Origin of the sequence: Streptomyces sp. NPDC093065 (assembly GCF_044754585.1) — a bacterium.
GTDB lineage: Bacteria > Actinomycetota > Actinomycetes > Streptomycetales > Streptomycetaceae > Streptomyces.
This window is the reverse complement of the sequence record NZ_JBIVPJ010000033.1, coordinates 1-13692: the sequence shown is the minus strand read 5'-3', so window position 1 is coordinate 13692 and position 13692 is coordinate 1. Positions and strand designations below refer to the sequence as shown.

The window sequence follows — 13692 nt, the reverse complement described above, 5'->3', positions numbered from 1 at the left end:
GACAGCTCGATCTGTACGAGCCTGCGCAGCCGTCGAGGCACCTCCTTCTCACCGGCCGCAGCCGCGGACCGGCCGACAGCAGCCCGAGCGTGCCACCACCGCGCCGGAGCAGCACGAACCGGCCCCAACTGCCTTCCAGCGTGACCCAAGCGACTGACGGGCCGACCTACCTGCCCGCCGTCAACAACGTTCATGTCCAATACAACTAGGGGGGGTGTCGGACCAGGCCCGTGGAGCTGGTGGGGAGCGTCGCTTCCTTGCGTGACCCCTCGCGGAGGCCCGGCGTCAGTGGCGCCACGGAGTGAACGATTCGCGTGCAGGAGTGATGAGTCTCCGCCCAATAACAAGACAGAACGTTCTCCCTGTAGAGGGAGTCTGCCTTGAGTTCTCTCCAAAGTCAACAATGACCTTTCCGAGCTGATCCCGCATCAGGTGGCCGCATCGACAGCAACTGAGAAGCACACCTGGGTAGTTGATCTATGCGCTTGATGGCTGATCACGCTGTCGGGGGCCGCCCGGATCCGTGGCCACTCCCCCTGGGACGCTGCCGCGTTGAAGTGCATCTGTACGATCACGACACCCGACGACCGTGTGTGGGTGCCCTGTGCGCGGATTGTCCCTGTGCCCTCCCCGGCACGAGGTGTCGATTCGCTCGTCAAACGCCGGTGCAGCACCCACGTCAGCCGACGGTGACACCCTTGGCACGAAGATAGGCGACCGGGTCCACGTCCGAGCCGTAGTCGGGCGTGGTGCGGATCTCGAAGTGCAGGTGCGGGCCGGTGACGTTGCCGGTCGCGCCGGAGAGACCGATCCGCTGGCCCGCGGTCACCGTCTGACCACCGGAGACGGAGAGCGAGGACAGGTGCGCGTACTGGGCGTAGTAACCGTCGGCGAGCCGGATGACGACCTGGTTGCCGTACGCGCCACCCCAGCCGGCCGAGACCACGGTGCCCGCGCCGACCGCCTTCAGCGGAGTGCCGGTTGCCGCCAGGAAGTCGACTCCGGTGTGGTGGCCGCTGGACCACAGGCTGCCTCCGTCCTTGTAGCCGGTGCCGAGTGGGATGCTGGAGGCCGGCGCGGTAAAGCCGCCTGCTGCGTCAAGTGTTTGACTGGCCGGGGGTGCCTGCTCGGCCTGCTTCGCCGCGGAATGCTTCGGGGCAGGCGACTCCTTCGGGGGCGGCTTGGACGCCGAAGAGGGTTCGGGAGACGACGGCTTGGGGACGACCGTGCCACCCTGTTCCTTCGTAGAAACCCCCGAGCCGGACGAGTCCTTGGAAAACGCCTTCGAGCTGGACGATTCCTTCGAGGACGGTTCGGGCCTCGAAGTGGACAGTGAGGACGAGGGATCGGATGTGCCGGTCTTCTTGCCGCCGATGACGAGCTTGAGGTTCGGACGGATCAGCGAAGGGTCGGCGCCGACGGCCTTCCGGTTGTCGGCGTAGAGCTTCTTCCAGCCACCGCTGACCTTCTGTTCGTCGGCGATCTTCGCAAGGTAGTCACCGGCCCGCACCGAATAGATCCGGGTCCGTACGTCCGTCGCCTCACGGACTGCCTTCTCCTGCTCGACCTCGTGAACCTCGCGGTAGGGGCCCCGGAGCAGCCGAGTGGGCTCATCCGAAGGGGACTTGGAGGGGGCGGCGTGTGCACCGACGGCGGCACCGGCGGCGCCCATGAACACGAGAGCGAGAGCACCACGCCCGACTCCGGCGACTACTGGCAGCACGGCCGCCAAGCCGGCCACGACCGCTAGGGCGGTGCTCAGGAAGATGAAGTAGCGACGGAGAGCCATGAGCAGAACCACCAAGTTCGTATGGGTAGAACGTTCGGTATCACTGCTGATGTAAAGGCAGCTTTGCCCAACTTGTCAAGACCGAACGTTCTTTCCCCGTGAACCATCCCCCTGACAGCGAGGTTGGCCGGAATAAATGGGAGACGCCGTGACGCCCGCGGACGCCTCGGCGGTCGCACATGACAGCAGGACTGGCGACAGCCTCGACCGAGGTCGGAGTCCAGGCAGACGGGCCGCTTGGGGTTCACCCCCGGCCAGCTAACTGAAACAGGTCTGCACCATTTACGCCGAAAAATGAGATCTCAATGTTACTGTGTACGGTAAGATTCCAAGCTGGAGGTGGCATGACTGCGGATACGAGAACCAAACGTGTGCGGGCGGACGCGGAACGTAGCTCCGCTCGCATCCTCGAAGCGGCAGAAACGCTGCTTGCAGTCGACGCGAACGCGACGCTTGAGCAGATCGCCGACGCGGCGGGGCTCGCCCGGATCACCGTGCACCGACGCTTCTCCTCCCGGCAGGCACTGCTGGAGGCGTTGAACGAACGGTTCAACGAGCGGTATCTGCGAGCACTGGAGCAGGCCCGGGTGACGACGGCCCCGCCTTTGGTGGCTCTGCACCGCCTCACCGAGATCGTCTTTGACTTCAGACTCAGTCATCGTTCGGCATTGGCGAGCGTGGTCGACCCGCAGACCGGTGCCGCCATCCTTGCCCAAGAAGTGATCGACGGTCTCAATCTGCTGTTCTCGCGGCTCCGCGCCGCCGACGTCATCACTGCTGACGACCCGTCCTGGTGTCGCCAGGTGTACGGAGCGCTGATGTGTGAGGTCGAACGGTTGCCCCCGCTGACACAGGCAGAGGAGGGCTCGGTGGCGGAAGTGGGTGCGAGAACGGACTTGTTGACCCGGACCGTGCTCGGCGCGCTCGGAGGAAGGGCCGAGACGCTTCATCCGTAGCACGGAGCGAGGAGCCGCTGACGGTACCCGCCGTCAGCGCATTGGCGAGATGACGAACTCCGTGACCGACACGCACCTGCTTGGCCGGGCCGCGACCGATTGAGGCGCTCCGGGATCGGTGGAGGCTCCATGCGTTGACAGCAGGCGCCGGTCGAGGCCGATGTTGAGCACAGTAGTTCGTCTGACCCATTCCGCGGCGCCGAGCCCGACGCCGGCCACGCGGATCGGCTCCGAACACCTGCCGGTGGGCGTCGATGAACGCTACGAGCGCTCCGACGGCCGGTTGAGGGTCGGACCTCCGTGACTGTGCGCACCCGCACGCTCACACAGCTCTGGAGGACAAAAGACGACGGGCGGGCCATGACGCGCAGAGTCCTCCCTGAGGACGGCGCGTCAGTGCGGTCCGCGACGCGTGACCCCCACCTGGCTGAGTACCGGAGCTCGGCCTCGGGGCACTGACGGAGCTGCCTCATCACGTCCTCGCGCAGGACCGGATCCAACGCGTGGACCATCGCGGACACCCGCTCCGATGCGTCGGCCGTCCCGAAACCTGTGATCCCCGATGAGCCGGACAAGCGCTTCCACTTCATTTCCAGGTGCCGGCCCATTGCCAGGCCGGTGGCAGCCACGCCCACACCCCCAGAACTCTGCGATGCGCCATGGTCTTTCGAGATCCGGCTCGTGCGGCGACGCAGGCTCGTCCTGTGCACGAGTACCGAGCAGATCGACCGCTGCGTCGACCAGTCGTCACTTTCAGTAATTTCCGAGGGCGCCGATCACCCCACCGCCAAGTTGACAACCTACGACAGATGGCAACGCGGATACATCAGTTGTTGACGTAACTGATGCACTCGTGTTTCAGTTAACTGAGTCGGGCCTAGCTCCAACCTCACCGGGCAGCACGCCCCCTTCCCTTCCGCGTCTTGCCGAAGATCTCCGTCCGAGGTGACCAACCGCGCCGGACAGCGGCGGTTTGAGGCCGGCTAAGGGTGGCCGGGCCCCGGTGGGCCGGTCCGCCCGGTGAATCCACTGCACACGTTGCACCTGGTGCACAGAGCCAGAAGGAACTGATATGACTGACATCGATACGCACACGACCTCGGTCGACACGGAGAGTACTCCTCTGCCGACGTCTCGTCAGGAGGCCCTGGACAGGGCGCGGGCGCTGCGCGCGGTTCTGGCCGAGGATGCGGTGATGATCGACACCACGGGCGCGGACCCGACCCGCAATATGCGTCTGATCGGTGAAGCCGGACTGAACAGCCTGAACGTGCCGAAGGAATTCGGCGGGTTGTGGGAGGGATCGGCCTACGGCGGATGGCAGGAGACGATCGAGGTGTTGACCGAACTGTCCGCGGCGGACGGCTCCACCGGCCAGTGCTGGGCGACCATGGTGCTCGTCTCACGCGATCTGTTCAGCTCCGAGGACCTTCCGCAGCAGACGAAGGCCCAGTTGGCCGACGAGCTGCTTTACCAGGGCCGGCGCTTCGTCTCCTCCAACGCCGAGGCCGGCGGCACGGGGCCGGTCGTGGGGCGCCGGGTTCCGGGCGGAGTGGTCGTCAGCGGTGTCAAGACGTTCAACACCAACAGCGGTGGCGGCGGTCGCGACATCGCGAGCGTCGGTTTCGCCCTGCTGGGCGAGGACGAACAGCTGAAGAACGCCACCCAGCACCATGCGTTGATCCGGCTGGACAATCCTGCGCTGGAACTGCGGCACGACTGGGACAACATGGGCCAGCGGGGAACCTACAGCCAGACGATCGCCTACCGTGACGTCTTCGTTCCGGACGGCTGGCACTATGCATCTCCGCTTATGGACCCGGCCCACTTCCCGCACTGGCTCGGTGCTCTCATGTGCCTGCACGCCGGCATCCTGCAGGGCATTGGAGAGGGCGCGCTGGAAGCGGCGCTGTCGTTCGTGCGGCAGCTCAACCGGCCAGGCATGCCAATGTTCAAGACCGCCGGCAACGATCCGCTCATGCACCGTCAGATTGGCGAGATGGCCAGCGAACTCGCCGCAGCCCGAGCGCTGATGGTCTCGATTGCCAGTGCTCTGGAGGCTCCTGAGCTGGTCGCGGACCCAGCGGAGATGGCCATCCAGGGCATGCGGAGCAAGGTAGCCAGCACCCAGACGGCGCTGGACGTGACGTCGCGCATCCACGACCTGACGGGCGCTCGCAGCACCGCGAGCAAGTATCGCCTCGACCGGTTCTGGCGCAACGCCCGCACCTACGGCAGCCACGACTCCGTCGACGCGAAGAACGCGTTCATCGGCTCGTACGAGCTGTCCGGCCAAATGCCCTCCATCGCAGACTACATGCGCGCCTGAGTCTCCTTTCGACGCCCGAGCGATCACGGTGGACCCCGGCTGAACCACTGCTGCTAGGGCTCCGCCGGGCTATGTGCCGACTGTGACCGTCCGGGGCACGGGGGCGGGTGGGTGGACGTGCGGCACATGCTGTCCAGACGATGAAAGAGCGGCTGTCGGACGGCGGACCCGGCGGGTCACCGCGTCGCCGGGGTGTTGCGGGAGCTCGGGCACCGGGAGGGGCGGCGGCCGGCGCAGGGCGCCTCGGCCGGGCGGGGTCGGCCCCGACAGCGGTGGCCGACGCCGGGTACGGGCAGTACTCCGACTTCCGCCTGTCGGTGGCCGGGCGGCGCATCTCCCGGGTGGGCGGCATCCGGAGAGATCTCTCCGTCCACCCGCACACGGCGCCTGCCGTCGCGCCCCGGTCCAGCTGAACCACACCGCGATCAAGAAGGACCTGACGGAGTCCTACGACATTCCCCACGGGCCCCTGGCCGCGCCGGCCGGTGACGAGGGGCCGGGAGATTCCGTACGCCCCGTCACCTGAAACACGCGCGGAGCCGTCCGCCGGGGTTGGTGACCATGGCCCACCGGCCCCGCCCTCTCCCCCCTGAAACCGGCAGTCAGTACTCGTCTCCAGGAGACAAACATGTCCTTCACCGCCCCCACCGATGCATCGGCTCTCCGCGCGGCATTCAGCTGCTTTCCCAGCGGTGTGACCGCCATCTCCTCCGTCATTGACGGACAGGCTGTGGGCATGGCCGTCAGTGCCTTCACCACGGTCTCCCTCGATCCACCGCTGATCTCCGTGTCCATACAGAACTCCTCACGCACCTGGCAGAAGCTGAGGACGGCCGGACGTATCGGCGTCAGCGTGCTCTCCCACCAGCACAGTGCCCACGCCCGTCAGCTTTCCCTCAAGGCCGGCGACCGCTTCTCCGGCATCCCCTGGGACGTGTCCGACACCGGAGCGATGTTCGTCCAGGGCTCTCCGGCCCGGTTCGAATGCTCCCTCTACAGGGAGATCGAAGCGGGTGACCACTCGATCGCCCTGCTGGAGATCCACTACCTCGACGCCGACCCCACGAGCGCCCCGCTCGTCTTCCATGCAAGCGCCTTCCGCCAACTCGCCTGATGGGTCGACGCGTGACCAGGGCGCGGCCTTCTGCTCGGTGTGATCGCCTGCTCGCGGTGGTCGCGGCCAGACCGGGCAGCCGTCGTCCCCTCGCAGGGGGGTCCGCACCACTTCGGCCCACCTCCCGTACCCGGCTTCGGAATCCCGGCTGCCGCAGGGGTGTACCCGGGGTGGACGAGGCCGGGCTCAGTTCCGTCCGAAGACCGCGTCGGCCTGCCGGACAAGTCCCCGGAACCGCTCACCGAGCTCGTCGGAGTCAGTCTCCGTCTGCTTGCCTGCCATGTCCCGCCAGTCTTGCGCCGACGCCATGTCACCGAGGCCGGCTGCCACGACCGCGGCCGCGCCCGCCAGGTGCGCCCGCGGTTTGTGTCCGTTCCGTTGGGGGGCCAGCTCGGCGGCTGCGGCGAGCATCACAGCGGCGTCGTCCAGGCGTCCTTCGCCGCAGGCGGCCTGCGCGCACTCCGCAAGGACCACAGCCACCGAGAAGCCACTGCCCAGCTCCCGTGCCCTGGCTGCGGCGTCCCACCAGTGCCGCGTGGCGGCTGACCGATCGCCGCGCAGCAGTGCGCCGTCCCCATGGCCGATGGGCACGTGCACGGCCGCCCACACGTCGCCCTCCACGTCGAACTGCTCCTTCATGTGGGCCTCCGCTCTGGTCAGCAGAGCCCTCGAACCATCAAAGTTCTCCAGTCGCAGCGCCGCCGCCGACGCGAAGATCGCTGCCTCCACGGCAAGCGAGACGTCGTCGATCTGCTCGGCCAGTTGCATCGCCCGCTCCGCGGTGGCGAACAAATCGGTGGCGACACGGTTGAACCCGGCGCACGCCACCAGCCAGCGGGCCCTGCCCCGCTCGCTGAGATCGTCCTCACGCAGACGGCCGGTCCAGGCGCAACCTTCATAGGTGTGCCCGGACATCCACAACGGCAGCCACACCAACCACATCAGCTCGGCGGCGTCGTCGTACCGGCCGGCATCGACGAGCTGATCGAAGCCGAGTCGCAGCACATGGCGATCGATCTCGACCTGCTCGACCACCGTCATGTCGCCCCTGCTCCGGATCCGCGCACCGTGTCCGCGCGCCGCCCGCAGAGCCCACTGGGCCACACCCCGAAGGACCTGTTCCCGGTCGGGAGGTTGGAGGCTCTCGAACGCGTACCGGCGGACCGGTTCCAGCAGCCGGTACCGCGTGACAGGCGCCGTCTCGTCGTCGCGAGTGACCAGTGAGTGCTCGATCAACTCGGCGAGCGCGCCCAACGTACCCGCCCCCTCCGGTGCGGCGATCGCGTCGATGATGTCGAGGGAGAAAGCACCCGGCATCATGGCAAGCCGGGGGAACAGGCGTTGGGCCGCGGGGCTGAGCAGCCGGCAGCTCCATTCGATCGTGGCAGCCATGGTGCGCTGCCGCGTCGGCAGGTCCCGTGGGCCCGCCACCGGCAGGTCCGTCAGCTGGTCGTCCCGCTCAACCAGCTCCCGTGGTCCGAGACGAGCGGCCCCCGCGGCCAGAAGCTCGATGGCCAGCGGCAGCCCGTCGGCCCGCCGGCACAGCCGCGCCGCGGCTTCCTCGTCTCCACTCCCGACGAGTGGCGCACCGGCGGCGGCCAGCCGCTCACCGAAGAGCCGAACCGCCGACGCCGGATCGAGTGGGGCGATACGCACCTCCCGTTCCCGGCGCACTCGCAACGGGACTCGGCTGGTGGCCAGTACCACCAAGTCGGGCGCTGCCACGAGCAGCTCGCCCAGGTGCGGGCCGCAGGCCGTCACACGCTCCAGATTGTCGAGCACGAGCAGGGTCGACGTCCCGGCGAGATGGGCGGCGAGGCCGTCCACCGTGTCGGCGTGGGATCCCGCCGCCCGGGCCATGACGGCCACGGCGTCGTCGGGGTCGGTGACATCGGTCAGGTCGGCGAAATACACAGCGTCCAGGCGCTCCGCGGCCATCACCGCAGCGGCCGTCAACGCGACGGTGGTCTTGCCCACCCCGCCCGGTCCGGTGAGCGTCACCAGCCGTCCCGGCGTGGCGCCCAGGACGGCGACGACCTCCGCCACCTCGCCGTCCCGTCCGACCACCTCGACACTTGGCGGCGACGGTGCGCGAGGCGTCAACGTGCGGGACGGCATTTCGAGGGCCCCCTCCCCCCCTCGGCCCAGGGCGGACAGCAGCGCCATACGGTCGGCGTCGCGGAGCTGCAGTGCCGATGCCAACGCCCGGACGGTGTGCGGCTGGGGCTGAGTCCGCCGTCCCCGTTCCAACGCGCTCACCGCGTCAACGGACAATCCTGCGGCGGCTGCCAGCTCCTGCTGGGTCAGCGACCTACTCTCGCGCAGGTCACGCAGCACGGCCGCGAAACTACTCGTCGTCCGCACCACTCCCACCGAATCGTTCACGAGATCGATTATGCCCGCCAGAGCCGACGTACTGTCCGGACGCTGTCTGAGCGATGTCCGGTTGTCAGCCACTACCCCCGATGTTCATGATCGACGTGACCCAACGAACCACCGCTAGGAGATCGAAGGCATGCTCCCCCAGGCCCTTCAAGCACTGCGCGACGCGATCAACTCCCACGTCCCGGAGCGGATTGCCGGCTGCTTCACCGACGACTACGTGGCCGAACGGCCCCTGCGTCCGGCCGAAGGGTTCATCGGTACCGGCGAGGTCGCCGCGAACTGGACGAAAATCCTGGCCGGGCTGCCCGACCTGCAGGTCGAAATCCTGCGCCATGCCCAGAACGGCGACGAGCTGTGGTCGGAGTGGGAGTACCGGGGAACCGCCTCGACCGGGGCGACGGTCCTGTTGCGCGGCCCGGTCATCCTCACCACCCGCGACGGCCGCATCGCATGGGCCCGGTTCTACCCCGACCCGGTCATCACGGACGGCCCGACCCACATCACGGTGTCCCGGGTGCTGGACGCCCCGGCCGAACGGATCTTCGCCGTGCTCCGCGACCCCCGCAGCCACCCCGAACTCGACGCGGTCGGCCGCCTGCGGGAGGTGGAGGGCTCTGTCTCGCTCAACGCCGTCGGCGACACTTTCGTCATGGTCAGCGGCGACAACCGGATGGAAAACCACGTCGTCGCCTTCACCGAGAACCGGATCATCGCCTGGGCTCCCGGCCAACCGGGGCAGCGCCCGCTCGGTCACCGCTTCACATGGAAGCTCACCCCGACCGACGACGGGCACACCGAGGTGACCCAGACCTACGACTGGACGGGTGTCACACACCCTGTGCTGATGCCTCGCCTGCCGGTCATCTCCACCGACGACCTCGACGCATCATTGGCCCTCCTGGCCGCAGCGGTGGCCTAGTACCCCAAGCAGTGTTTCGCCATCCGGCCTGGTCAGGGCCACCCTCAATTCGAGAGTGCCGGTGGCTTCCGGCACGTCGGCCCCGACCCAGCCGACCCAGCCCGACACTCGTCCCTGGGCTACGTGTCGGGCTGGTCGAAGCCCATCAGGCGCACGAGTTCGCCACGGTGATGATGCCCACTTCCGGGTTCACCTCGCCGGGTTTGACCGAGCTGGCGCGTCGTGCGTGGGCAGGCCGGGGGCAGCAGCGACGGCGTCTGGGAGGGCAAGCGGATGATCGCGCTCGGGAGCATCTTCGCCAACGGTGAGTGTGCGGACATGTTCGGCGGCGCAACGCTTGCGGAAGCCCGCGGGCCCGGCGCCCGGTCGGCACTGCTGGCCGCGCGTGTGCGGGCGGCTCGGGATACCGGCTGCCGGCTGCCGATGAATCGTCGCCGGGGCCGGATCGGAAGACCCCGGTGACCACAACACGTCTCTCCACAACATGATCCGCACCGGATTCGAGCCGTCTACGAGCGGACCACATGGCTCTGGCGCGGGTAGCCGAGGCAGCGCCGGGACGGCTCGGCGAGTCCGGCCCGGTTCGAGGCCGACAACCGTGCCTCCCTCATCTCGACAACGCGTGGTGATCGAATGGTCGGGGTGGCCACGGGGGCGTGGTCCGGAGCTGCGGACACTGCCTCACCACGGGACGGACGGGGCTCCGGGGGACGTGTCGAAGGTCAGCATGGCCGTGCCGAGGCTGATGACGTGCTCAGCGAGCTCATGACGCGTCGGTAGATGCAGGTCGGTCCTGGTGAGACGTGCTTCCCAGTCGGCCAGCGCATGGGTGAAGAAGCTGACCAGAAGCGAGAAGCGCTGCCGGCGCGAAGGCTCGGGCAACTGGCGCAGATGTCGCAGCACGCGTTGCTCGACTTCGACCGCCGCGCTGGTCCAGGGTGTGCCGGGCCGGTAACCGACCGCGTCCGCCAACTGTGGATCGGCGGCTGTCTGAGCAAGAAACCTGGCGTACCAGCTCGGCCGGCCGGGTTCGCCGAGGAGCATCGCCAACGGCAGCACCAATGCCTCCACCAGGGCGCGCGGGTCTCCGCCCCGTCCGTCCGCGTCCGCGTCCGCCAGCATCCGCTCGCGGTGTGTGTTGGCCCGGCTCATCCGATGCTCGAAGACGGCCGTGAGCAGAGCGGACTTGGAGCCGAAGTGGTAGCGCACGGCACCGGTATTCCGCTGGCTCGCGGCGGCACCGATCTCCCGCAGGGAAACACCGTTCACCCCGTGCTCGGCGTACAGCCGCTCAGCGCACTCGATGAGGGCCAGACGTGTTTCGTCGGCACGTGAGGCCGGGGCCGGCCGGGGGCGCTGCTTCGTGGTGGACAAGGTCATGGGGCGAGTATCACAGCCGTCGCCGGCCACCGGGAGCCGTCCCGAGCCCGGCGTCGCATGGGGACACAAACCTGCAATATGGCGTACATGGACCCCTCCTGACCCACATGGGTTAATCGACGCGTGGAGCAGTCGCCGGTACGGCCGCCTGCGGAGAACAAGGAGTTCACCGATGACCACGTCCCCCGAATCCAGGCTCCGGCAGTTGGGCATCCTCGCCGTGCTCGTCCTGCTCACCGAGACGGCACCGCTGGAACTGAGCCTCGTCTACCCGGCGGCGCACTCGCTCACCGAGTCCTTCGGCGGCTCGGGCGCCGACGCCGTCACGGGCGCCGTGAGCCTGGCCGCCGTGGTGTGTATCCCGCTGCTCGGCAGGATCGCCGACGTCGTGGGCAAGAAGCGGGTACTGCTGTGGTCCGGGGCCGTCTTCGCGGTCGGATCGCTGCTGTGCGCGACGGCCGGATCGTTGCCGTTGCTGCTGCTCGGCCGGGTCCTCCAGGGCGCCGTCGGCGGGGCTCTGGCGGTGGCGTACGCGGTCGTCCGGGACACCTTCCCCCGCCACCGGGTACCGGTCGCCCTGGGCATCGTCTCCAGCGGTATCGGGATCAGCGGGATCACCGCGCCGTTCCTCGGCGGTGCGCTGGTCGACCACTACGGCTACCACGGGGTCTTCTGGTTCCTGTTCGCACTGAGCGCCTTCGTCCTGCCGCTCGCGGCACTGGCACTGCCCGCCGACCGGCCCTCGACCGGCGTGCCGACCGCTCCGCGCCGACGCCTCGACGCCGTCGGGGCACTCCTGCTGGGGCTGTCCGCCGCGGTGCTGATCTGGAGCATCGGCAGCGCGGTGCGCACGGGCTGGCCGAACCCCGGCGTCCTGGTGTCGCTGCCCGTGGCGCTACTCCTGGCGGTGGGCTTCTGGCGGCGCGAGAGGGGAAGGTCCGACCCAGCGGTCGACCTCGCCCTGCTCACCGCACCGGCGGTGCGCACCACCCTGCTCACCGCGGTACTCACCACGGCCGGTACGTCGACTGTCGCCTATCTGCTGCCTCAGCTCCTGCAGACCCCGCGCCACGCGGGACTCGGCTTCGCCTTCGGGCTTACGGCACTGGCCGCGGCCGGCTGGACCTTCACCTTGGGGCTCGGCTCGCTCGCCGGAGGACCGGTCGGCGGTCTGCTGGCCCGGCGGCGGGGCCCGCGCAGCGCGGCACTGGCGGCACAAGTGCTCGTCGTGGCCGGTGCGCTCGGCTTCGCCGCCCTGCCCGGCCAACGCGGTGTCGTCCTGCTGCTCTCGCTCGTGTTCGGCGTGGGCACCGGGCTCGCCTATGTCGCCCTGGCCAACCTCATCACCGACGCCGTACCGGACGAGCGGGCCGCCACAGGCACCGCCCTGGTCGCGGTCGCCAACCAACTCGGCGCGGCCACCGGGGCATCTGTACTGGCTTCGGTACGCACCCTCTATCCGGTCGGATCGGGCGAATCACTCTTCGCCGGCACCGGCTACCGACTCGCCTTCGTCCTCGCGGCCGGCGCCACTCTGCTGGCCCTGCTGACCACACTGCCGATGCGGCACGGCCGCACCCCGGCCACCGGCGGTGCCGCCACCACCCACCGCAACGACCTCTCCGTGACCCCCTTCATGGAGAACGGCCTCACCAAGGAGTCACTGACATGACCACCCAGACCGAACCGCCCGGACAGTCCGCCGCCACGCGTACCGCGCGGGCCCTCCGGCCGACCCTGCTCACACGGGAGTTCCGCCCCGTCGGCACCGGCAAGCCGTACGAGCACTTCGACCTGGTTCCCCGTTCCCGGCTGATAGGTGCCGAGGTCCGCGGCGTCGACCTCGCCCAGGGACCGGCGACGGAGGTGATCGCCGAACTCAGGCGCGCGCTGCTGGAGTGGAAGGTGCTCTTCTTTCGCGACCAGCGGCTGACTGCCCGCCAGCAGGCCGGCCTGGCTCGTAACTGGGGCGAGCTGGAGGACCACCCCTTCCTGCCCAAGGCCGAGATCCCCGAGGTGGTCCGGCTCGAACACGACGCGTCGCGTCCCGGAACCGAGAACGTCTGGCACAGCGACGTCAGCTTCAGCGCCACACCGCCGATGGGATCGATACTCCGCGCCGTCAAGGTGCCCGAGGTCGGCGGAGACACGCTGTGGGCGGACATGACCGCCGCCTATGAAGGGCTTCCCGAGGACGTCCGTGATCGCATCGACGGACTGACCGCCCTCCACGAGATCCCGGCTGTGACGGAGGACGCCAAGGGCGAAGTGGCGAAGAACATCCGGGCGGCACGAGCCCGTACCAGGCCTGTGGAGCACCCCGTGGTCCGCACCCACCCAGACACCGGCCGGAAGATCCTGTACGTCAACGCGGTGTTCACCACCGCGATCACCGGTCTGCCGGAGGCGGAGAGCAACTCCCTGCTGGACTTGCTGTTCCGGCAGGCGGAACATCCCGAGTACCAAGTCCGCTTCCAGTGGGAGCCCGGGGCGATCGCCTTCTGGGACAACCGCGCGACGCAACACTACGCGGTCAGCGACTACTACCCCGACTTCCGCCTCATGGAACGCGTCACCATCATCGGCGACCGTCCCTTCTGACTCCCGCCGTCCTCGAACGCGGGCCTGCGGTGATCCCGTTGCACGGAGACATCGCTGACACCCCGGAGTGAGTTGCGGCCACCACGGCCCTCCATCACCCTGGGGCACTCTCCCGCCGCAGTCCGGGTCTGTCAAACGAGCGGTGTAACCAGGGTGGTTGGGGTTACTGGCGGGCCGCCGTCAGGCGGCCGTCGAAGGCGATGTCGAAGGCGTTCAGTG

General features: G+C 68.5%; 10 protein-coding genes. 7 read left to right on the top strand and 3 right to left on the bottom strand.

Annotated elements, in window-relative coordinates; all coding sequences use genetic code 11:
• Window positions 1-679: 679 nt before the first annotated feature.
• Entirely contained in the window at window positions 680-1789 is a 1110-nt protein-coding gene (locus tag ACIQFU_RS35795) for a LysM peptidoglycan-binding domain-containing M23 family metallopeptidase (RefSeq protein WP_402557289.1), read from the bottom strand.
• Between the two features lie 344 nt (window positions 1790-2133).
• On the opposite strand from ACIQFU_RS35795, the gene ACIQFU_RS35790 reads away from it, so the two are divergent.
• The 4 genes from ACIQFU_RS35790 to ACIQFU_RS35775 all read left to right on the top strand — a co-directional run bounded on the left by ACIQFU_RS35790 (window position 2134) and on the right by ACIQFU_RS35775 (window position 6188).
• Complete coding sequence (locus ACIQFU_RS35790) at window positions 2134-2745, top strand: TetR/AcrR family transcriptional regulator (protein ID WP_402557287.1); 612 nt, start codon at window positions 2134-2136, stop codon at window positions 2743-2745.
• Between the two features lie 1072 nt (window positions 2746-3817).
• Window positions 3818-5074, top strand: a complete 1257-nt coding sequence (locus ACIQFU_RS35785; RefSeq protein WP_402557285.1) for an acyl-CoA dehydrogenase family protein — start codon at window positions 3818-3820, stop codon at window positions 5072-5074.
• 140 nt (window positions 5075-5214) lie between these two features.
• Window positions 5215-5487, top strand: a complete 273-nt coding sequence (locus ACIQFU_RS35780) for a transposase (protein ID WP_402557283.1) — start codon at window positions 5215-5217, stop codon at window positions 5485-5487.
• Window positions 5488-5702: 215 nt separating this feature from the next.
• Entirely contained in the window at window positions 5703-6188 is a 486-nt protein-coding gene (locus tag ACIQFU_RS35775) for a flavin reductase family protein (protein ID WP_402557282.1), read from the top strand.
• A gap of 186 nt (window positions 6189-6374) precedes the next feature.
• Here ACIQFU_RS35775 and ACIQFU_RS35770 read toward each other — a convergent pair whose 3' ends face one another.
• On the bottom strand, window positions 6375-8573 hold the full coding sequence (locus ACIQFU_RS35770) for an ATP-binding protein (RefSeq protein ID WP_402557280.1): 2199 nt from the start codon (window positions 8571-8573) through the stop codon (window positions 6375-6377).
• 130 nt (window positions 8574-8703) lie between these two features.
• Here ACIQFU_RS35770 and ACIQFU_RS35765 point away from each other — a divergent pair, with 130 nt between their 5' ends.
• A complete protein-coding gene (locus ACIQFU_RS35765) occupies window positions 8704-9492 on the top strand; it encodes a nuclear transport factor 2 family protein (protein ID WP_402557279.1) in 789 nt (262 codons plus the stop codon).
• Between the two features lie 681 nt (window positions 9493-10173).
• Here the strand turns inward: ACIQFU_RS35765 and ACIQFU_RS35760 are convergent.
• Window positions 10174-10872 (bottom strand): TetR/AcrR family transcriptional regulator, encoded by a 699-nt coding sequence (locus ACIQFU_RS35760; protein WP_402557277.1) that lies wholly within the window; start codon window positions 10870-10872, stop codon window positions 10174-10176.
• A 172-nt stretch (window positions 10873-11044) separates the two neighbouring features.
• Here ACIQFU_RS35760 and ACIQFU_RS35755 point away from each other — a divergent pair, with 172 nt between their 5' ends.
• Entirely contained in the window at window positions 11045-12544 is a 1500-nt protein-coding gene (locus ACIQFU_RS35755; protein WP_402557275.1) for an MFS transporter, read from the top strand.
• Window positions 12541-13473: a TauD/TfdA dioxygenase family protein gene (locus ACIQFU_RS35750; protein ID WP_402557273.1), complete on the top strand. Its 933-nt coding sequence runs from the start codon at window positions 12541-12543 to the stop codon at window positions 13471-13473. The genes ACIQFU_RS35755 and ACIQFU_RS35750 overlap by 4 nt, the downstream gene beginning before the upstream one ends.
• The last annotated feature ends 219 nt before the right edge of the window (window positions 13474-13692 follow it).

Bases quoted from the DNA above. Each gene is read 5' to 3' on its own strand.
- ACIQFU_RS35795 (WP_402557289.1), bottom strand. From the start codon at position 1,789: ATGGCTCTCCGTCGCTACTTCATCTTCCTGAGCACCGCCCTAGCGGTC.
- ACIQFU_RS35790 (WP_402557287.1), top strand. From the start codon at position 2,134: ATGACTGCGGATACGAGAACCAAACGTGTGCGGGCGGACGCGGAACGT.
- ACIQFU_RS35785 (WP_402557285.1), top strand. From the start codon at position 3,818: ATGACTGACATCGATACGCACACGACCTCGGTCGACACGGAGAGTACT.
- ACIQFU_RS35780 (WP_402557283.1), top strand. From the start codon at position 5,215: ATGAAAGAGCGGCTGTCGGACGGCGGACCCGGCGGGTCACCGCGTCGC.
- ACIQFU_RS35775 (WP_402557282.1), top strand. From the start codon at position 5,703: ATGTCCTTCACCGCCCCCACCGATGCATCGGCTCTCCGCGCGGCATTC.
- ACIQFU_RS35765 (WP_402557279.1), top strand. From the start codon at position 8,704: ATGCTCCCCCAGGCCCTTCAAGCACTGCGCGACGCGATCAACTCCCAC.
- ACIQFU_RS35760 (WP_402557277.1), bottom strand. From the start codon at position 10,872: ATGACCTTGTCCACCACGAAGCAGCGCCCCCGGCCGGCCCCGGCCTCA.
- ACIQFU_RS35755 (WP_402557275.1), top strand. From the start codon at position 11,045: ATGACCACGTCCCCCGAATCCAGGCTCCGGCAGTTGGGCATCCTCGCC.
- ACIQFU_RS35750 (WP_402557273.1), top strand. From the start codon at position 12,541: ATGACCACCCAGACCGAACCGCCCGGACAGTCCGCCGCCACGCGTACC.